The following is a 20,798-nucleotide window of genomic DNA, read 5'->3' as shown; positions in this document are numbered from 1 at the left end:
TTCACTGATCACTAATTAACTGATCACTGACCACTAATTGCCCCCCTTTCTTCCATACATCAAAATCCTCTTAAACGAATAAATAGCCGGAAGCTTAGGAAAATTTACCGCTATTCTTTCCTTATACGTTTTAATAAAAAGTTCCTTTTGTTCGCCTTCAAGCCTTTCGATATAAGGAATTAATGCCGAACCTGAAATAAAATTATAAAGCGTTTCGTGATCGTCTGCGATAATGGGATAAACCTTTTGCAGAATCTCAATCTCTTTAAGATCGCCGTCGAAAAGTATTTGGGCGTATTCGTCAAGACTTAAAACAGGAGAATCTCTTTTATAGCCTTTTAAATACGATTTAAACGGTTCTTCATTAACAAGGTCAGAAAGGATTTTATTGAGTTTATTTTCTGGCTGAACGGGCATTTGTACGGCAAACTGTCCGTCTTTATTCAATAATTTCAATAAATTTGAAAACAAACTTTCATGATCGTTTGACCATTGTAAAGCTGCATTGCTAAAAATCAAATCCCATTTTTCTCCTGAATGTATGGTTTCTTCTGTAGTTGCTTTTTTAAAATGGAGATTATCAGTTTCTAAAGATTTTGACTTTTCCAGCATTTCTGCAGAAGAATCTACACCAAGAAAATGAGCTTCTTTAAATTTATCTGCCAAAATAGAAGTTTGTTCTCCCGTACCACATCCCAAATCAATAGCTTTCATTCCTTTTTGCGGTTGTATAACTTCTATTAAATCATAAAATGGTTTGTATCGAATATCTTTAAACTTGTTATAAACATCTGGATTCCAAGGCATATTTTGATTTTTTAAATTAAAAATAAGGGAACTGTAAACTCGCATTTTGCAAGAAATACTAAGATACTAATTTCAATTTTTGCAGATTAAAACCAACTCACAATAATCTCATAAAAAATAATCGTCTAAATCGATTCGAAATTATACCGATTGGTATATATTTGTATAACTAAATCATTTCAAGATGAGTAAAGCAGAAAAAACTAAGCAATTTATAATTGAAAAAACAGCTCCAATCTTTAATACTAAGGGTTACAGCGGTACATCTATAAATGATATGACAATGGCAACAGGTCTTACCAAAGGAAGTATTTACGGTAATTTCGAGAATAAAGATGAAGTTGCCATTGCTTCTTTTAAGTTTAATGTGAAAAAGCTTCACGATGTTTTAAGCCGGGAAATCGAAAAACAAAGAACTTTTAAAGAAAAATTGCTAGTTTATCCACGCGTTTATGCCAAATACCCAAGTCTGGATGTAACTCTTGGAGGCTGTCCTATTTTGAATACTGCTATTGACTCTGACGATACGCATCCGGTTCTTAAAAAATATGCCGAAAGAACGCTGTTGTATTGGAAAGAAAAACTAATGTACCTCATCGATCAGGGTATAAAAGCTGGAGAATTTAAGGCAAAATCAATTAATGTTGAAAATACAGCTTTAACCATAATTGCATTGATTGAAGGAGGCATGATGATAAGCAAATTAACAGGAAGTGACACTGATTTATCTGCTATAATGCTTTCGCTTAACAAAATTATCGACGACTTAGAATAAAGCAATAATCTACCGATTGCTTTTTTTATATACAAAAATATACCGATTGGTATAATTACTAATTTAAAATTTAAATAATGAAAACAAAAACAAGATTAGAAGTGTTGCAAGATCACATTGGCGGAGAATTTGTGCTTTCGCCTTCTCCATTTATGCTTTGGATGAAACCCATTGTTGTCGTGGCAGAACCCGGAACAGTAACTTTTAAATACCACATTAGAGAGGAAATGACGAACCCAATCAAATCTTTACACGGCGGAGTTACTGCGGCAATTGTAGATGATTGTATTGGTGCAACGTTATTTTCGCTTGACGAGGAACACTTTTACACCACAATTAACCTAACTATTGATTACTTCGCTCCTGCGCATTCCGGAGACAATATCCTGGCGAAAACATCCATAATAAAAAAAGGAAAACAATTCGTAAACGCGCAATGCGAGATTTGGAATGAAACCGAAACAAGACTGATTGCCAGAGGATATTCTAATCTTTTTAAAACCAATGTAGTCAAAAAAGTTCTTTGATATCGATTCACTTTTATAAGAATGGCGTGTAAAATGGAAATCATATAAAATATGTAGGAAATTATATAAAAATTTAAATTATATAGGGTTTAAATTTGAGTATAGTAAATTTCTTAAATATTTGATTTATCGTAACTAATAAGTAAGTATTTTTCTAGTTATCAAACTAGTTCGTGCAGCTTTTTTTTACAATTTAAATAATTTACAATCATACTTTACTTTCCGTTTTTTATAAAAGTGAATTCTTAATCATGCAGTAAGGAAAAAGCAGTTATTTGCTGCTGGCAGATATAATTAAGGGTTTAGCATTACTTGAAATATAGTTTTCGACAGTATCTAATTTTTAACTAAACTAAAAATTATGAAAAAATTTGCCTTATTAATTTATATCATTTCTATTCAAAGCTTTGGACAGATTTATGTTGGTGCAAGTACTCCCGTTTATGTAAAAAACCAGGTTCTTTACGTAGGACAGACGATAAACCTTGCCGCAAATTCAAATTTATATCTGCGTAATTTATCTCAGTTGGTTCAGGGTACAACAGGAACTTCGACTAATGTAGGAACCGGAATAATTTCTGTTTATCAGGAAGGAAGCGCAGACAATTTTGACTACAATTACTGGTGTTCTCCCGTAGGCGTAAACGTAGCTGCAACCGGAAACCGAAATTTTGGAATTACACTGCTAAACAGGCCGACAACCTCAACGGCTTCGACTGCCGCAACAATCCTTCCGTTAGCAAGTTATGACGGAATTGCAAATCCGCTTTCTATTGCGTCACGATGGATTTATAAATTGACCAATGCCAATAGTTATTCGCAATGGGTTCAGGTGGGAACTACCACTACACTAGCACCTGGTGAAGGTTTCACCATGAAAGGAACCAGCGGAACTGATGCTGTAGATCCGGAAGGAACAGGAGCAAATAATCCCGGCGGAACTGGCGCTCAGCGTTATGATTTTAGAGGAAAACCCAATGACGGAAATATTACCGTTACCGTTGGTGCAAACAATGCCTCAACCTTAACCGGAAATCCGTATCCTTCAGCCTTGCATTTAAATGCTTTTTTATTAGATCCGCTAAACAGTGCCTGTACAGGAATTGCTTATTTCTGGGAACAGGATAAAACCACAAATTCACATTTAATTAAGGCTTACAGAGGCGGATATGCCACTTATTCACCCGGAAGTTTAGGCTCAAACGGTATTTATGTTCCGGCTACTTTTAATAGTTATAATGGCGATGGTTCGTTAAATACGGTTGGTACTTCTTCTGGACTTATGCGTCAGCGTAAATACGCACCAATTGGACAGGGATTTGTAATTAAAGGCGCTGCAAACGGAACGGTAACCTTTAGAAATTCGTATCGAATATTTTATAAAGAAGGCGCAGGTTTATCGCAATTTGAAAAACCCGCAAAAGATAAAACTACCGCTAAAACCGAAGCAACAGCTAAAACTGAAAAAGCCGAAGAATCAAATGATATTCCGCACATCAGGATAAATGCTATTATCAACAACGAATTTACCAGACAGCTAGCACTTGCTTTTTTACCCGAAGCTACTGATGGTGTTGACAGAGGTCTTGACGCTGTAAGCATGGACAATTTTCCCAGCGATACTTTCTTTTTGATGGAAGGGAAAAATTATATCATAACAGGTACTAATTTCGACATTACCAAACAAATTCCTTTAACCGTAAAGGCCGAAGCCAGCACTACCCTTAAATTTTATATTCCCGAAGTTATCAACTTTGATCCTGCGCAAAATATATTTATATATGATGCTTCAGATGCATCGTATCATAATATTAAAACGGGGAATTATGAAGTTACCATTCCGGCGGGCGTATTCCCGGATCGTTTTAAAATTACTTTCACCAACAAAACACTGGGCACAGATGAAAATACTAAAAGTAATTTTTTCATTATGCAGGACAATTCAAGCCGTTTATTAAAAGCTTCAAATCCGGATTTTATTTCGTTTAAGTCATTTTATCTCTATGATATGGTGGGTAAAACGGTTCGGTATAAAGAGAACTTGGGCATTGAAGAAAACTATAGTTTCTCTACTTCCGGCTTAAGTTCCGGAGTATATATTGCGACCTTCATAACTGCTGATAATGAAAAAATATCCCAAAAAGTAATTATTTCGAATGCAGGAAATTAATAATGTTTTTTATTGCCTTTCAACTATCTAAAACCTGAAATTATGAAAAATACAGCCTCAAAAAACCACCAGACATTATTACTACTCGTTTTTTTCTTTTTATCCTTTATCGCAAATGCCCAGGTCGGAATTGGAACTACTACTCCTAATGCGAGTTCGGTATTAGATATTACCTCAACTACTCAGGGTATGCTGACTCCCAGAATGACAACTGCCCAAAGAACTGCCATAACAACACCTGCTGACGGATTAATTGTTTATGATACTGATTTAAAAGCTTTTTACTATTATTCTTCAGGTTCTGCCTCATGGTTAGTGGTGAGCAGCGGTATAAATCCCAGATTAAATTTTAAACGTATTCGCTCATCAGATAATTTAGCAACCGTTCTTGCCTCTGAGCTTACCGCAGGCGGAGGAGCGAAATATCTTTTAAACTCAAATACATTGTATGAAATAAATGGTACTGTTACCTTCAACTTTCCTATAGAATTAAATAATGCTTATGTACACGGTTTAGATTCTAATGATGATATTATACTTAGAACAACAGGAAATATTTTTGAAGGCGCAACAGGAGGAAATATAAAAAATGTTACGCTTAGAGCAGCAACAGGTAGTGTTTTTAACCTTAGCGGAGCGGCAACTCAAAATTTAGTTTTTAGGGACTGTATCGTTGCCAATTCAGCAAGTGTAGGAACAATATCTGGTTTTGGGCTTGTATTTTTGAGTATTGTCAATTTTACCGGAAATACGACCGGAATAACCTATAACAATATTAATCAGCTTTTACTAAGCAATATGGGTTGGTTTGGTAATAATGCCGGGACTTACGAAAAACTAACCGGAACTTTTACATTAGTAGAAAAACAAGGTGGTTTTAGTCAAGTTGACGGAACTGCCGTAGGATTTGATGTTTCTACTAGTGGACTTAGTATTACCGGAGATGCCATATTAGAATCTGTTGTTTTTACAGGCTCAAATACAACAGGATATGTAAAAGGCTATACTACAGGATCATATACAGGATATAATTTTAATAACAGCTGGAATGTTAGAGCTTCCGGAATTCCAACAGAAACAGATGCTAATGCTGTAGGCGATCTTTCTATGGATTATGCTGTTGGGAGTGGACTTGGAGTTAGTTTTACAAATAACCTCAACCCAAGTAATATAGTAAAAGTAGGCTCTGGAACTCCTTCCACCACTTATTCAAATTTATTTAGATTTTCAACTGATGCTGCAAATCGATTACGATATCAGGGAAAAAAGAAGAGAATCTTTCAAATTGGAGGATCTATTTCTTTCCAAGTGCCTGGAGCAGGAACCTACATTATCTATATCGCAAAAAATGGAACAGTTATAACTCAGTACAAAATTTACGGAAGAGGACAAATACTTAACGATATTGTAGTTCTTCCAATAAATGCGTCAGTAGAACTTCTCAATAATGATTATATTGAAGTTTTTGCACAACGTTATACAGGAGCTAATGGAGATATCGTCGTTCCCAATATGACACTTATAATTAAATAATTTACTCATTTGTATAAAAAATGTAGTCCCTACGGGACAATAATATCGGGTAATGCATTTTTTTTCTACCGATCTGAAACTCCTAACGGAGTTTTTTTTCTGCAGCAAATTTCCAAACATTTTCTACCGACCAAAAATTCCTAACGGAGTTTTTTAATTTTTAATATATTTCTACTAAAGTAAACTCCTGGCGAAGTTTTTTAAAGTCTAATACATTTTCGACTAACATAAACTCCGCTAGGAGTTTTATATCGGTAGAAAAAAATATCAATCCCTGCAAAATTGCCCCGTAGGAGCTACATATCAGAAACTCCTAGCGGAGTTTTTTAATTTTTAATGTATTTCTACTAACGTAAACTCCGCTAGGAGTTACTAGTCGGTAGAAAAAACCAATATCGACCCCGGCAAAATTGTCCCGTAGGGACAACATCTCATTAAACATATAAATCAAATATCAAAAAAAAGGCTGACTCAAAAATATGATCAGCCCTTTATATAATTCATAATTAACCATTAACAATTCACAATTCCTCAAAATCCCCAGGTTTCCAGCTTCCGTTAAAAGCGGCGGCTTCCGGGCCGTAAATTCTAAAATAGGCAAACCAGCCTCTGTTAGGAAGCGTTTTTATCCATTGTCCTTCTTTTCCCTCAGGAGCTTTTGGTCCAAAATACAAATCGATACTCTTTCCTCCTATTTTATCTTTCAATTCAAATAAAGAACGAAGAGCCGCTTTATTCTGATCTGTTATAACCTGACTTCTCGTAAGCGCATCATAAATAGTTACCGACCAAAAAAGCTTTGCAGGAACAGGCGTAGGAATCGTAAGCTTGTATGTTTTTCCGCCATCCACATATTTTCCTGTGCCGTCTTTAAGTCCAAGCCAGTATAACGACCCTGAACCTTCTTTTCTGCGAAACATTGAAGGAGAGGCTCCAATAGCCTGATAAAACCATGTTTCCCGACCATCTAGATCTACATAATTTTGGGTATTGAAGTCTCCATCTTCAAATCTTAAGCCAACCCATTCCCATTTTCTGTCATTCCATACTACTTTATCAGGGCGGCGGTCGGCAAATGATTGTACCCTCATTTGCGCATTCGCTATTTTCGCCGCTTTTTCGAGTATTCCTTTCAAACGCCCATCAGGTTTAAAAGGCTTTCCTTTTATAATACCCAATACAGCAAGTTCTCCGTAATAATTTCTATATCCATCATAAGCAGGTTCACGCTGAATTACATCGTTTAGCGATTCCCAGTATTTAATATTATTTTCCCACGCAACAGGTGTTGTATTTTGAGGTTTATCTGTAAGTTCAAGCCAGCTTGGATCTTTCCAGTCGGCTCCTTTGTTTAGCGGATATACTTTTACTGTTTTAATGCGTTCCATAGCCGCTTTTACATCACCGCCTACAGGAAGCGATCGTATCCCAACTGTAAGATTATTTGATGAAGATTTCCATACATAATAACCAGAACCCGGAACAGAGCCTTTATAAGCAGGCGGAAGTAATAAATGTTTCCCTCCATTTCCTGCATCAGGCCCCGGAATACCCATATCGGCAACCCATCGCTGGTTTACATCCATAGCAACCACAATAAGCGGTCCTTTAGGAACATCAATAATCATTGGCCCTTTTGACAAATCAATTGGAATTGGACCATACGGAGTATCAGAGTTTAATGTAAACCCAATTTGCCCTGGTTTAGTGTCTAATGTTCCAAATGAACTGTTTGGGATAATTTTAATCGTGTCGTTTCCTTTTACCAAACCTTCACCAGAAACTGTTGGATAGAAAAATTTATAAGCTTGTATTGCCCTGTTTAAATCAGCATCATCGTATGCTTTTTGTATTGTTTTTTCGGTTGGATATCCTCCAACAAATTCATAACCGTCTGAACTTGAATCTGACGAGTTATTGTCTAAAACTGAAGTATCAGATTCTTTTTTACAGCTGCTTAAAACAAGAAGAAGCAGACTAAAATATAGAAATAGCTTTTTCATAAAAAATGGTTTTATAGTTATTTCGCTTTCGCGGATTTTCCTGTTTTTGAGCCTTTGTTTTCACTCAGGTTATACGTTACTTTTTCAATTTTTCCGGTAAATTCAAAAGGGAGTTTATAATTAAAATCAACTGGAGAACCGGCATCCATTCCCACATCTAAACCTTCATTAAGAGATATTTGAATAGGTATTGTTCTTTCCAGATGTTCTTCTCCTACTTTTTTGCCATTAACAAGCAGTGTAACCGTTGCTCCTTTTCCTCTTTCTTCCCCTTTGCCTTCATATTTAAAATCAACAACCAGTTTTACTTTTCCTTTTGGCAATACTTCATTTCCTGTAACTGTAGGACGTTCTAAAGCAAGATTATTGTAAACAAAACTTGGTTTACCGTTTTGTACATAAAGTCCGTAACCGCCTACTAAACCTCCGTGTGTTACAATCATTCCTTCTGCTCCATTATCTGGAACATCAATATCGGCGGTAATTGACCATGATTTATTAAGGATTCTTGGAGCGGCTTCATTTGGTAAACCCACTTGTCCGGAATAATAAGTAAAAGTATTGGTGTCTCCGGCCAGCGTTGGTCTTCCCATTAATTCTCCGTTCAGTCTTTCAACGGCGCGCCAGTCCAGCGGCAGTACATTGTATTTAGCGGCTTCAACCCACCATAAATCCTGCATTTCTCTTAATTTCTGCGGATTTTTTGCTGCTAAATCATTGGCCTGACTAAAATCTTCATCGACTTTATAAAGCTCCCATTTTTGTTTATCGGGATCAAAGGCGCCACGATTTGGATTCCACGGTGCAAATGATAAGGCCGAAGCCATCCAGCCATTGTGATAAATACCTCTGTTTACAGCCAGTTCAAAATATTGGGTTGTATGTTTTTCTTTTGCTTTGGCATCATTAAAAGTATAAGCAAAACTAATTCCTTCAATAGGCTTTTGGGTAATACCATTTACAACTTCAGGTGGTGTAATACCAATGACATCATAAAGCGTTGGTACAACATCAATGGTATGTGTAAACTGGCTTCTTAAACCTCCTTTGTCTTTAATTTTGGCAGGCCATGAAATAATCATAGGGTTTCGTGTTCCTCCAAAATGACTTGCCACCTGTTTTGTCCATTGAAAAGGTGTATCCATTGCCCACGCCCATTCTGCCGTAAAATGATTAAAATGTTTTGGCCCGCCTAATTCGTCTATTACTTTAAGGTTATCCTGCCATTTTTCGGGAATTCCGTTAAAAAATAAATTTTCATTTACAGAACCTTCTATTCCGCCTTCGGCACTGGCGCCGTTATCTCCGGCAATGTAAATAATAATGGTATTATCTGCATCCGGCAATTGTTTTACAGCATCGACTACTCTTCCCATTTCATAATCGCAATGCGAGCCATACGCCGCAAATACTTCCATCATTCTGGCATACAAACGTTTTTGATCGGCATTGAGTGAACTCCATTCAGGCAGACTTTCTGGTCTTGGAGTAAGTTTTGCATCTGGCGGAATAACACCCAGTTTTTTCTGTCTTTCAAAAGTCTGCTCTCTGTAAGCATCCCAGCCCATATCAAATTTACCTTTGAACTTGTCTATCCAGTCCTGCGGAGCATGATGCGGTGAATGTGCCGCGCCTGGAGCAACGTATAAAAAATAAGGTTTATCAGGCGCGATCGATTTTACTTTTCGAACCCATGCAATAGCGTGATCTGCAAGGTCGACTGTCATGTGATAATTTGGATCTTTAGAAACCGGAACAAGATTTCGGTTTTCAAACAAAACCGGGTTCCAGTGATTCATATCTCCAGAATTAAATCCATAAAAATATTCGAAGCCTAATCCGTTTGCCCAGCGGTCAAATGGTCCAGCTTCACTGGTTTCCCAAGCGGGTGTATTGTGATTTTTACCAATCCATGCCGTCATGTAACCATTTTGACGTAAAACTTCGGCAATGGTTGCGGCATTTTTGGGTAGTATACAAACTGCGCCGTCATAACCCGTAGCTGCTTCTGTAATTCCGGAAAAAGAAACTGAGTGATGGTTTCGTCCTGTTATTAAGGCTGCACGTGTTGGACTGCAAAGCGCTGTAGTATGAAATTTATTGTAACGTATTCCTTCTGCTGCCAGTTTATCCATTGTTGGCGAAGGTACGCCGCCGCCAAAAGTACTAAACTGTCCAAATCCCGAATCATCTAATAAAATGAGCACCACGTTTGGTGCGCCTTTTGGAGCTTTTACAGGCTGAGGAAATTGCGGCGGATCTGAATCCAGATACGTTCTGCCCACATATCCTGAAAAATGAAAATCAGGTTGCGGCAAAACTTTTGGAGTTCCCGGTTTTTCATTTTCCTGGCTAAAAGTAACCTGTGTACCAATAATTACAAATAATAGAAGTATTGCTTTATTTTTTATGAAAATTAAAGCAGCATTTAAAATGTCGTTTGTTTTCATGATTTGTGGTTTTAAGGGACAACTAAGTTACAACTTACTAAGAGCCAAAATCTTACAAATAGGTTTCAAATTATAATTTGAAACCTATTTGCTCTGATTCCACAAAAAAAAACCATTCAAATTAATGAATGGTTTCAGTATATTTTATATAAACAATTTGTTAGAGCATCTTTTCTCTTTCCCAAAAACGATGTCTTCCTAAAGCTTTTATAAAAGAAGTGTTTAAAGCTTTGTCAGCAATAGTATTGCTAATTAAAACTCCTGCATCCTTCTCTTTTATATCGCTGTTTGTTTTTATTATTTGAATTCCTTCTGCTTCAGCTGCAATAAACTTACAGTGATTATAGGAATCATTTATAAATTCTTTCACTTCCTTGATTCTTGAAAGTTCTTTAATTCCTTTTCCTCCCGGAATAAAAACCCCGTCAAAAAGTACTGAAGCTGCAATTTTATAAGTTTGATCCACCGGAATGGCTGTTCCGTCTTCTGATGTAATTGTTCCTAAATGCGGTGCAATAATTACTGCTTTTGCACCTGCATTTTGAAGCGCCGTTTTCATGGCTTTTACTGATGATGCATTTACGCCTTCAGCACATAAAAAAGCAATCTGGCGGGTTGCAATAGTATTCGAAATAGTTGGATTTTTCAGCATACTTAAAGCATCAGAATTTTTAATGCTTTGTTTCACTTTTGTTGGTTCGTGATTGCCTTTATCATCGGCACCAACTCCATGATTGATGGGTTTTTCGATATTCTTTGGAACCGGAATTCCTAAGGATTTGGCAACTTTTGATGCCAGATTACCATCAACTTGATTTAGCAGCCCAAGCATTCTTTCTCTAATTGCAACAGTTTCAACTTTACCAAGTTCAAAAGACAATGCGTTTGCAATATGATCTTGTTCTACCGGAGTCTGGCTGTTATAAAAAAGTACGGCCTGACTAAAATGATCTGAAAAACTTTCGCTTCTTTCTCTTATTTTATGAGCATCAATTCGCTCATTAAAACTGGCAAAACCTCCTTCGTCAATTTTTGCCTGAAAAGGACATCCGCCGCCCAGGGAATTAGGATGGTAACTTACTTTACCAACTGCAATTTCCTGACGCATATGCCCGTCACGCTGATTGTTGTGCATAGGCGCAATGGTTCTGTTAATTGGTATTTCATGAAAATTAGGACTTCCTAACCTTGATAATTGTGTATCTGTATAAGAAAATAAACGGCCTTGTAATAACGGATCATTTGTAAAATCAATTCCAGGAACTATATGTCCCGGATGGAACGCAACCTGTTCTGTTTCTGCAAAAAAATTGTCTGGGTTTTTATCCAGCACCATTCTTCCAATAATGGTTACCGGAACCAATTCTTCAGGAACTAATTTTGTTGGGTCTAAAAGGTCAAAATCATATTTATGTTCATCGCTTTCCGGAATAATCTGAACGCCTAATTCCCATTCAGGGAAATTTCCGGTATCGATCGCTTCCCATAAATCCAGTTTATGAAAATCAGAATTTTTACCTGATATTTTTTGTGCTTCGTCCCAGGCAACAGCATGAGTTCCTAATTTTGGTTTCCAGTGAAATTTTACAAAATGAGATTCGTTTTGTGCATTCACAAATCTAAAGGTGTGAACTCCAAAACCTTCCATCATTCTTAAACTTCTCGGAATTGCCCTGTCGCTCATTACCCACATAACCATATGCATGGATTCTGGCATTAAGGAAATAAAATCCCAAAAAGTATCATGTGCAGACGCCGCCTGCGGAATTTCATTGTGCGGTTCGCCTTTAACAGCGTGAATTAAATCTGGAAATTTCATGGCATCCTGAATAAAGAATACCGGAACATTGTTTCCAACTAAATCAAAAATACCTTCCTGAGTATAAAATTTTACGGCAAATCCACGAACATCGCGTGCCAAATCTGTTGATCCTCTTGAACCGGCAACAGTTGAAAACCTAACAAAAACGGGAGTTTTAATACTTGTGTTGTTTAAAAATCCGGCTTTAGTATATTTTTCCATGGTTTTATAAAGTTCAAAATATCCATGAGCTCCAGAGCCTCTTGCGTGAACGATTCGTTCCGGAATGCGTTCGTGATCAAAATGAGTTATTTTTTCTCTAAGAATAAAATCTTCTAAAAGAGACGGCCCTCTTTCTCCTGCCTTTAAGGAATTGTTATTATCATTAATCTTAACTCCCTGGTTAGTGGTCAAAAACTGATTTTCTCCATTCGATCTATTCAAATCTAAATCTCTTTGTTTTCCATCAGAATTATCCTGATTTGTTTTCTTTGAATTTTTCATTTGTTTCTTGATTTAAAATGTATTGGTGACTTAATAATTGGTCTATTTCGATAGAAGAATATTTAGCAAAATAGCTAAACAAAGTTAGAAGGCTTTTCATGTTAAATATTATACAATTTGGTTTCAGGCTTATAACATTCATATTACAATATCCATGATATCAATTATTTAATCCTATAATTATATAATTACGAAATCTAATCGTATAACTAAAAAAAGCATTTCTAAAAGTAATTTTGAGTAAGTCACTTTAAAAACACCGTACATGATTTTTAATGTTATTATACAATTGGTTGTGGTTTCAATTATGGCAACATCAGCCATGACGTGGTTTAGTTATGCCATGTCAAAAAGCTTTAGAGAATTGTATAAAGAACCGGTGCTTTTGAGTTATGCTATCGACAAAATGAAAATAGAGCTCTCGCCGAAGTCAAAAAAAATCTGGGGCTGGTTATTACATTATATAATTGGTCTTTTGTTTGTTATAGGATATCATATTATTTGGGTAAAGGATATACTGCCAATTTCACCGTTAAGCGCTCTTATATTAGGAGTGATAAGCGGTGTAGTTGGCATAGTCAGCTGGATAATTATTTTTAAGATGACCCACCATCACCCCCCAATTGATTTTAAGGGTTATTACATTCAGCTGTTCTTTGCCCATATAATTTTTGCCATTGTCGCCACGGCGCTCTACTCTGTTACGTTAACACTTTTAATATTAGCAAACGCATATGTCACTGTCTAAATACAACGAAAAAAGAGATTTTAAACAAACCCGCGAACCAAAGGGTAAAATCGGAAAATCAGCAAGTGAATTGATTTTTGTCGTTCAAAAACATGCTGCATCACATTTGCATTATGATTTTAGATTAGAAATGGACGGAGTTCTTAAAAGCTGGGCTGTTCCAAAAGGTCCATCACTTGATCCGGAAATAAAACGCCTCGCCATGATGGTCGAAGATCATCCTTACAGTTATAAAGATTTTGAAGGTACTATTCCCGAAGGAAATTATGGTGCCGGAAATGTTATTGTCTGGGATAACGGAACGTATACTTCTGACGAAAAAACCGCCTCAGACGAAAAACAATTATTAGCCGATTTGAAAAAAGGACGTTTAAGTTTTATCTTAAAAGGAAAAAAACTTAAAGGGGAATTTTCATTGGTAAAACTTCACGGAAAACAGGAAAACGCCTGGCTGTTGATCAAGAAACAAGATAAATATGCTACAGATACTGATATTTTAGAAAAAAATAAATCGGTTATTTCTAAAAGAAGTTTAGAACAACTGGAGAAAAAATCTGAAAAAGTAAAGGCAAAACCAGAAGAAAAAGAAGAAAAGCAAACGATAAAAAAAAAGTTTAAAGCAAAACCTGCCGAAGTTTCTTTTGTAAAACCAATGCTTGCCACTACAGTCGAAAAACCTTTTGATGATGAAGAATGGGTTTTTGAAAATAAATATGACGGCTATCGTACTGTTGCCGTTATTAATCCGGATGAAGTAAATTTATTCAGCAGAAATCAAATTTCGTTCAATGTCAGTTTTAAACCCATTGCAGATGAATTGAAAAAAATAGATCACACCGTAATTCTGGATGGCGAAATCGTGGTTGAAAATGAATCCGGAAAAGCTGATTTTCAACTTCTTCAAAATTATCTTAAAACTGGAATCGGAAACCTAAAATATTATGTTTTTGATCTGCTTAATTTAGATGGAAATTCGGTAACAGACCTTTCTCTGCTTGACAGAAAAGAGCTTTTGAAAATTTTATTTAATAAATATGATTTTACAAATGTTTTTTATTCGGAACATACTATTGGGGATGGAATTAAACAATTTGAAAAAGCCCGAAAAAATAACAGCGAAGGTATTATTGCCAAAAAAGCTGACAGTAGCTATAATATAGCCACCAGAAGTAATAACTGGCTTAAAATTAAAATTTCTAATGAAGAAGAAGCCATCATCATTGGAATAACAGAACCTAAAAATTCCCGAAAATATTTTGGTGCCATTTTACTGGGCCAATATAATGACGGAGAATTAAAATATATTGGAAAATGCGGAACGGGTTTTTCAGAAGAAGTTCTAAAGGAGCTTTATACGAAGCTTAAACCGTTATTTCTGGATAAATCCCCGCTAAGTGAAAAAGTTCCAATAAGAGATAAAATTCAATGGGTTAAACCCAAAGTTGTCTGTCAGGTTAAATATTCAGAATGGACACAGGATAATAACCTGAGACATCCTGTTTATCTGGGATTAAGAATTGATAAAAAAGCCAATGAAGTTGTTTTCAGTGGCAAAAGCAAAACTAACCTCAAGCAAAATAAAATGGAAGATTTAAAAGAACACAAAACCGAAAATGATTACGATTTAAAAGTTGGAAAAGCCACTTTACATTTAACAAATCAAAACAAAATATATTTTCCTGCTGACGGTATTACAAAAGGCGAAATTATTCAATATTATAATGAAGTTTCATCGCTTATTCTGCCTTATTTAAAAGATCGTCCGGAATCTATGAACCGCTTTCCTAACGGAATTGATGCGCCAAGTTTTTATCAAAAAGATATTGATTTGGAGAAAACTCCAAAATGGCTGAAAACCAAAAAAATATTCTCAGAATCTAACGAAGAAAACATAGATTATCTTATTTGTAATGATAAAGAAACATTGCTTTATATGGCAAATTTGGGCTGTATAGAAATAAATCCGTGGAATTCGACCATAAAAAACATTCACAATCCCGACTGGCTTGTAATGGATCTTGATCCGGCAAAAGAAGACGATTTTCATATTGTTGTTGAAACTGCACAAGTTGTAAAACAAGTTATGGATGAATTAGAAACGGAATGTTTGTGCAAAACTTCGGGAGCGACAGGACTTCATATTTACATTCCGCTTGGTGCGCAGTATGATTATGATTCGATAAAAATTTTAGGAGAATTAATCGCCAAGGAAGTTCAGACAAGGCTTCCGGATATTACAACAATTGAGCGAAGCATCAAAAAACGAGATAATAAACTTTATATAGATTATCTGCAAAACCGCCGCGGACAAACTTTGGCCGCGCCTTATTCTGTTCGTCCTAAACCTGGTGCAACAGTTTCAACACCTTTAGAATGGAGTGAAGTTACTACAAAATTACATCCGTCGCAGTTTACGATTAAAAATGTATTACAGCGATTTGAGAAAAAAGGGGATTTATGGGAACCTGTTTTATCAAAAGGTGCCAATATCAAAAAGATAATCAAGAAATTAGAAGAGAAACAAGAAAGAGTCTAAGATGACTTTTTCTTGGTTTCTAAACTCGCTTTCAGCATCGACATTAAATCGTCGCTTTGTTTACTGTGCACCACTTTAAGTTTAGGCGCTTTGGCTGTTTTTCCTTTGGCTTTCTTTTTAATTATATCCAAAAGTTTGGCGGTATATTCATCTTTAAAACCCGTAATATCAAATTTCTCGGTAAGCTGATCAATTAGTTTTTCGGCCATATCCATTTCTTTGGTAGCTTTTTTAGAAACCGGAGGCAGTTTTAGTTCGTCTGTAGCCCTGATTTCCTGTTCAAACCGAATTCGGTTTAAAACAATGACATTCTTATAAGGTTTTAAAATCGCAAGACTTTCTTTGTTTCGCAAAACAAAACGCGTTACGCCTACTTTTCCTGAAGCTTCAAGCGCATCACGGAGCAATCCGTAAGCGTTCATTGCGCCTTTATCCGGTTCCAGATAATACGGCTGTTCGTAATAAATACTTTGAATTTCTTTTTCGAGAACAAAACTTTCTATAGCAATTGTTTTCGTTTTGATCGCATCTGCGGCTTCAAAATCAGAATCTTCTAAAATGACATATTTATCTTCAATTTTGTAGCCTTTTACAATATTTGCAAAATCAACTTCTTTACCCGTATCTTCATTAACACGTTTGAATTTAATATTGGCGTGGTCTTTTTTATCCAGCATGTCCATGTCAAGACTGCTCTCCTCAACCGCCGAAAACATTTTTATTGGAATATTAATCAATCCAAAACTCACTGAACCTGTCCATATCGATCTCATAACTCTTTCATTTAATTAGCTTTAAAATTAAATCACAAACACTGATATAGTTTTATAACATTCATCCAAAACTTTTATAAAATAACGACCAAAAAAAAACGATGCATAAAGCACCGTTTTTATAATTCACAATTAATAATTAACCATTCAAATAATTATTTTTTGTCGATTTTATAAAGCCTTCCCTGATCTGTTACCGCATACAAAGCACCATCTGCACCTTGTGTAATATCTCTAAAACGCTGTCCTTCACTTGCCAATAATCTTTCTTCACCAACTACTTTATTATCTCTAATAACAAGTCGCGCAATGTGAGTCGCGCTCAATGAACCAATGAAAAGATTATTTTCCCATTCCGGTACACGATTTCCAGAGTAGAAAGTCATACCGCTAGGCGAAATCACAGGATCCCAGTAATAAACCGGTTGTTCCATTCCGTCTTTCTGCTGAATAGCATCGCCAATAGGCTGTCCGCTGTATTCAATTCCGTACGTAATAGTTGGCCATCCATAATTTGTTCCGGCTTTCAAACGGTTGATTTCGTCACCGCCTCTTGGTCCGTGTTCGCTCTCCCAGATTTCTTTTGTAACCGGGTGCATAGCAAGTCCTTGTGGGTTTCTATGTCCGTATGTAAATATTTCAGGTAAAGCATTTGCACCGCCAAAAGTTGGATTTCCTGATGCAGGCTGTCCGTCTTTTGTAATTCTGACTACTTTACCAAGACTTGCTGTTAAAGATTGTGCCAAAGGTCTGGTTTGCAAAACAGAACGTTCACCCGTACTTACCACAAGATTTCCGGTTTGATCAAACAAAATACGTCCGCCATAATGTAAATCACTTGGATTTGCAGGACTTGAACGATAAATTACCGTTGCGTTTTCGATAGTTTTTTCGTCATTTGAAAGTTTACCTTTTGCAACAGCAGAAATATTTCCTCCTGCAACTGCTTCAGAAAATACCCAGTAAATCATTTTATTTGTTGCATAATCAGGATCAAGACATAAACCTAACAAACCTCCCTGATTCGCAGGATTTACGGCAGGTAAACCTGTAATTGGCGCACTGACCACTCCGGCAGTTGTAACAATTCGCAATGTTCCAGTAGTTTTTTGAGTTACCAAAAGTCGGCCGTCAGGAAGCACTTTCACACCCCACGGACTTGTAAGTGCCGATGTAATGATGTCGGCTTTATATTCTGTATTGGTAGTCATTCCGCTAATTCTGGTTTGTCCGGCAAAAGCAGGTTTATATTGAGTATTTGCAGGATTTGTTTCTACAGGGTTCGTTACGGTTCCGCCTCCATTTTCAGGATCATCATCGTTGTTGTTGCAGCTAAAGGCAAATAATGCACTCGAAAGAATCAAAATGTACTTTAAATTTTTCATCGTAGATATTTATTAAATTAATTTGGGTTATAACTTCAAATATCTAAAATAAAAATTCAAAAATTTTATATAATTTAAGATAAGACTTACAGAATTTATATTGAATTTCGATCCCGATTATCATTCCATAGGAATGTTTCATTGATAGAAAAAAATAATAATTGTCAGGGTTTACGTTCCGTAGGAACGTTTGATACGTTCGATTATTAAAAAATGATGCCATAATCAAACGTTCCTACGGAACGTAAAAAATAATAGCATAATTTTTTTTCTACCGACGAGATGTTCCTACGGAACATAAAATATCATACAAACAATTTTGTCATAACTACCAACTGTATTTCAATATCAATCTGGCATTAAATGGTGTTCCTGCCGTAAAATGAATTTCTTCAACAGGATCAGTTTCATTTGCTAATCTTGATTCGGTCAGGAATTGAGTTTCCTTCCATTTTGTATTAAAAATATTGTCGATGTTTACGCCTATCGAGATTTTTTTAATTTGATAATTTACAGAAAAATCCGTGATGCAATATCCTTTTGCCACAACCGAATTGTCTTCATTCGCCGGACGATCGCCCAAAAATCTTGTTCTTAAACTTCCCGAAAATCCTTTTAAATCTTTTACTGAAAATCCGTTCATTAAAGTATGAACCGGAGCAAGCGGTAAATAATCATTTCCTTTTGGTTCGTCTATTGCTCTTGCGTGTGTATACGTATAATCGGTGTTCCAAAATAACCAATTGGTTAACTGATATCTAAAACCGAAATCAAAACCTTTACGTTCTGTTTTTCCGCTTGGTTCAACGACCGCTTCGTCACCTACATACACAAATTCCTGTGCTAAATACAAATACCAAATTGCCGAGTTCACGATCATTCTTGGAAACGGTTTCCAGTTAATTCCTAAATCGGCTCCGTAGGTTTCAGGCAGGATTTTTTCGCCTTTCTGCGCTACAACAACGCGTGTATCGTTACTGTGAAATCCTTTTCCTAATTTTAAAAAGTATTGAAGTTTATCATTTTGGGTATAAAGGAAATTCATTTTTGGGCTTACAATTGCTTTTGTCTGCGTTTGATTCGTATAAGCTGCAGCTAGTTGATCTTCATATCCAAACTTAAAATAATCCAAACGCAAACCTCCATTTATTAACCATTTTCCAGATGTAAAATCTAAACTGCTATAAGTAAACAAATTCGTCTGGTTTACAGTTCCTAAACTCAAATATTCTAAAACCGTTTTTCGGTTTAAAGTATGCGATAACTCCACATCTTTATTATTATCGTTTCGTAATCCTGCGCCTAATTTAAAAAGCCATTTTTCGCTCAGTTTCTCATTATATTCTGACTGAAAACCAACAATTGTTCTGTTTTCTTTTTGTTTGATTTGGTCGCCATTTGCAGGATCATTCAGGAAAAAAGTAAAATTCGAATACAACTCAAAATCGTATTTACTCAAATATGCTGTGTTTTTAATATGCGTGTTTTCGTCGATTTTGGCGTCGTATTGCAGGTTGAAATTTGTTCTTCCGGTATTTCCGCCTTCATTTGGATCAATCGCTCCATAATGTGAAATGGTTCCGTCGTTTACCGCACGATCCGGAATTTGTCCGCTGGCGTCCCATTGACTTTTAAAATGCGAAACAGCAATTGCCAGTTTGTCGCCGTTATTCATTTTTGCAGCATATTTTCCAAACAAATTAATTCGGTTAAAGTTTTGCGGCGCATCAAAATAACCATCGGTCATCATATATTCTCCTGCAAAATAGGCCGACTGATTTTCTTTATTCAGTAAATTGAACAAAGCCACCGTACGAAAAGTATCAAACTGTCCGCCTTCAAAAGAAAGTGAACTATTTTGTAAAGCATTTTTGGTATTAAAACCAACATATCCTGCGGTTGTAAAATCGCCTTTATCTGCAAAATAAGATCCTTTATCAAAATCGATATTATCTACCGTTTCCGGAATCACAAAATGAAGATCGGCATAGCCTTGTCCGTGTGCGTGCGAAACCATATTAACCGGCATTCCGTCAACCGAAACATTAATATCCGTTCCGTGATCGCAGTCAAAACCTCTCAGGAAAATCTGTTCTGCCTTTCCCCCGCCCTCGTGCTGGCCAATAAAAAGTCCCGGAACTTTTCGCAATAAATCCTGCGAGTTAGATACGGGCTGAATTTCTAAATCAATTTTGGAGATTGTATTAAGATATTTCAGATTATTGGTAATCGTAACTTCTTCCAATAAAAAAGGTTTTTCTTCAAATTGAATCGATAGATTTTCATTTGATAAAAGCTTTATTTTCTGTGTAATAAATCCTTGTTTTGAAATTTGAAGGCTGTCGCCGATTTTAGTTTCTTCTAAAGTAAATTTTCCGTTTATATCCGTATGAGCGTGCGTTTTAGAAATTAAATTCCGAATCAAAACATCAGATAATGGTTTTCCGTTTGCACCATTTAAAGTTCCTGAAACTGCTTGTGATTTTGCCGAAAAAGTGAGGATAAAAACAGAGAAGAAAAATAGAAATCGCATGTAGTAAGTTTTGGTATTGGATCGCAAAAATACTATTCTAAGTTTTGGAATGCAATTAATTTTTTAACACATAGAGACATAGTTTTTCTTTGTGTATAAAGGCGTTTCACTTGTTTTTAATGCACATAGTTGTGCGTTTAAAGCTTTGTCAAAGTTTAAAACTTTGACAAAGCTGCGCCATCAAAATGCGTAAAGCTATGTGCAAAAAACCAGTTTTTTTTAATATCCTCTTTTCAAGAATTAAAAAATCTAT

At 36.0% G+C, this 20,798-nt stretch carries 13 protein-coding genes; 6 read left to right on the top strand and 7 right to left on the bottom strand.

Features of this window, described 5'->3' with window-relative positions:
- Positions 1–33: 33 nt before the first annotated feature.
- Complete coding sequence (locus NLJ00_RS16480) at positions 34–807, bottom strand: methyltransferase domain-containing protein (RefSeq protein WP_256634599.1); 774 nt, start codon at positions 805–807, stop codon at positions 34–36.
- Between the two features lie 184 nt (positions 808–991).
- On the opposite strand from NLJ00_RS16480, the gene NLJ00_RS16475 reads away from it, so the two are divergent.
- The 4 genes from NLJ00_RS16475 to NLJ00_RS16460 all read left to right on the top strand — a co-directional run bounded on the left by NLJ00_RS16475 (position 992) and on the right by NLJ00_RS16460 (position 5,812).
- The gene (locus tag NLJ00_RS16475; protein ID WP_256634598.1) at positions 992–1,582 is read left to right on the top strand and encodes a TetR/AcrR family transcriptional regulator; all 591 of its coding nucleotides are present in this window, start codon (positions 992–994) and stop codon (positions 1,580–1,582) included.
- A 77-nt stretch (positions 1,583–1,659) separates the two neighbouring features.
- Entirely contained in the window at positions 1,660–2,109 is a 450-nt protein-coding gene (locus NLJ00_RS16470) for a PaaI family thioesterase (RefSeq protein ID WP_053470342.1), read from the top strand.
- Positions 2,110–2,470: 361 nt separating this feature from the next.
- Positions 2,471–4,279, top strand: a complete 1,809-nt coding sequence (locus NLJ00_RS16465) for a T9SS type A sorting domain-containing protein (protein ID WP_256634597.1) — start codon at positions 2,471–2,473, stop codon at positions 4,277–4,279.
- 42 nt (positions 4,280–4,321) lie between these two features.
- The gene (locus NLJ00_RS16460) at positions 4,322–5,812 is read left to right on the top strand and encodes a hypothetical protein (RefSeq protein WP_256634596.1); all 1,491 of its coding nucleotides are present in this window, start codon (positions 4,322–4,324) and stop codon (positions 5,810–5,812) included.
- Between the two features lie 521 nt (positions 5,813–6,333).
- On the opposite strand, the gene NLJ00_RS16455 is transcribed toward NLJ00_RS16460, so the two are convergent.
- The 3 genes from NLJ00_RS16455 to NLJ00_RS16445 all read right to left on the bottom strand — a co-directional run bounded on the left by NLJ00_RS16455 (position 6,334) and on the right by NLJ00_RS16445 (position 12,570).
- Positions 6,334–7,815, bottom strand: a complete 1,482-nt coding sequence (locus NLJ00_RS16455) for a DUF1254 domain-containing protein (RefSeq protein ID WP_256634595.1) — start codon at positions 7,813–7,815, stop codon at positions 6,334–6,336.
- 17 nt (positions 7,816–7,832) lie between these two features.
- The gene (locus tag NLJ00_RS16450; RefSeq protein WP_256634594.1) at positions 7,833–10,265 is read right to left on the bottom strand and encodes an arylsulfatase; all 2,433 of its coding nucleotides are present in this window, start codon (positions 10,263–10,265) and stop codon (positions 7,833–7,835) included.
- 160 nt (positions 10,266–10,425) lie between these two features.
- Positions 10,426–12,570 carry a catalase gene (locus NLJ00_RS16445; protein WP_053470337.1) on the bottom strand — a complete coding sequence of 715 codons (2,145 nt, stop codon included), beginning with the start codon at positions 12,568–12,570 and terminating at the stop codon, positions 10,426–10,428.
- A gap of 265 nt (positions 12,571–12,835) precedes the next feature.
- On the opposite strand from NLJ00_RS16445, the gene NLJ00_RS16440 reads away from it, so the two are divergent.
- A complete protein-coding gene (locus NLJ00_RS16440) occupies positions 12,836–13,318 on the top strand; it encodes a hypothetical protein (RefSeq protein ID WP_180857884.1) in 483 nt (160 codons plus the stop codon).
- Entirely contained in the window at positions 13,305–15,854 is a 2,550-nt protein-coding gene (gene ligD, locus NLJ00_RS16435) for a DNA ligase D (RefSeq protein WP_256634593.1), read from the top strand. The genes NLJ00_RS16440 and ligD overlap by 14 nt, the downstream gene beginning before the upstream one ends.
- Here ligD and ku read toward each other — a convergent pair.
- From ku to NLJ00_RS16420, 3 genes are all read right to left on the bottom strand, one after another.
- Positions 15,851–16,627, bottom strand: a complete 777-nt coding sequence (gene ku, locus NLJ00_RS16430; RefSeq protein WP_053470334.1) for a non-homologous end joining protein Ku — start codon at positions 16,625–16,627, stop codon at positions 15,851–15,853. The two genes, ligD and ku, sit on opposite strands and share 4 nt — an antisense overlap.
- Before the next feature lie 155 nt (positions 16,628–16,782).
- Entirely contained in the window at positions 16,783–18,012 is a 1,230-nt protein-coding gene (locus NLJ00_RS16425) for a PQQ-dependent sugar dehydrogenase (RefSeq protein WP_256634592.1), read from the bottom strand.
- A gap of 328 nt (positions 18,013–18,340) precedes the next feature.
- A complete protein-coding gene (locus tag NLJ00_RS16420; RefSeq protein ID WP_256634591.1) occupies positions 18,341–20,545 on the bottom strand; it encodes a TonB-dependent receptor in 2,205 nt (734 codons plus the stop codon).
- Positions 20,546–20,798 lie beyond the last annotated feature (253 nt).

Origin of the sequence: Flavobacterium panici (assembly GCF_024499525.1) — a bacterium.
Taxonomy (GTDB): Bacteria; Bacteroidota; Bacteroidia; order Flavobacteriales; family Flavobacteriaceae; genus Flavobacterium; species Flavobacterium panici.
Note: the sequence above shows the minus strand (reverse complement) of the source record. Positions and strands in the feature narration are given on the sequence as shown.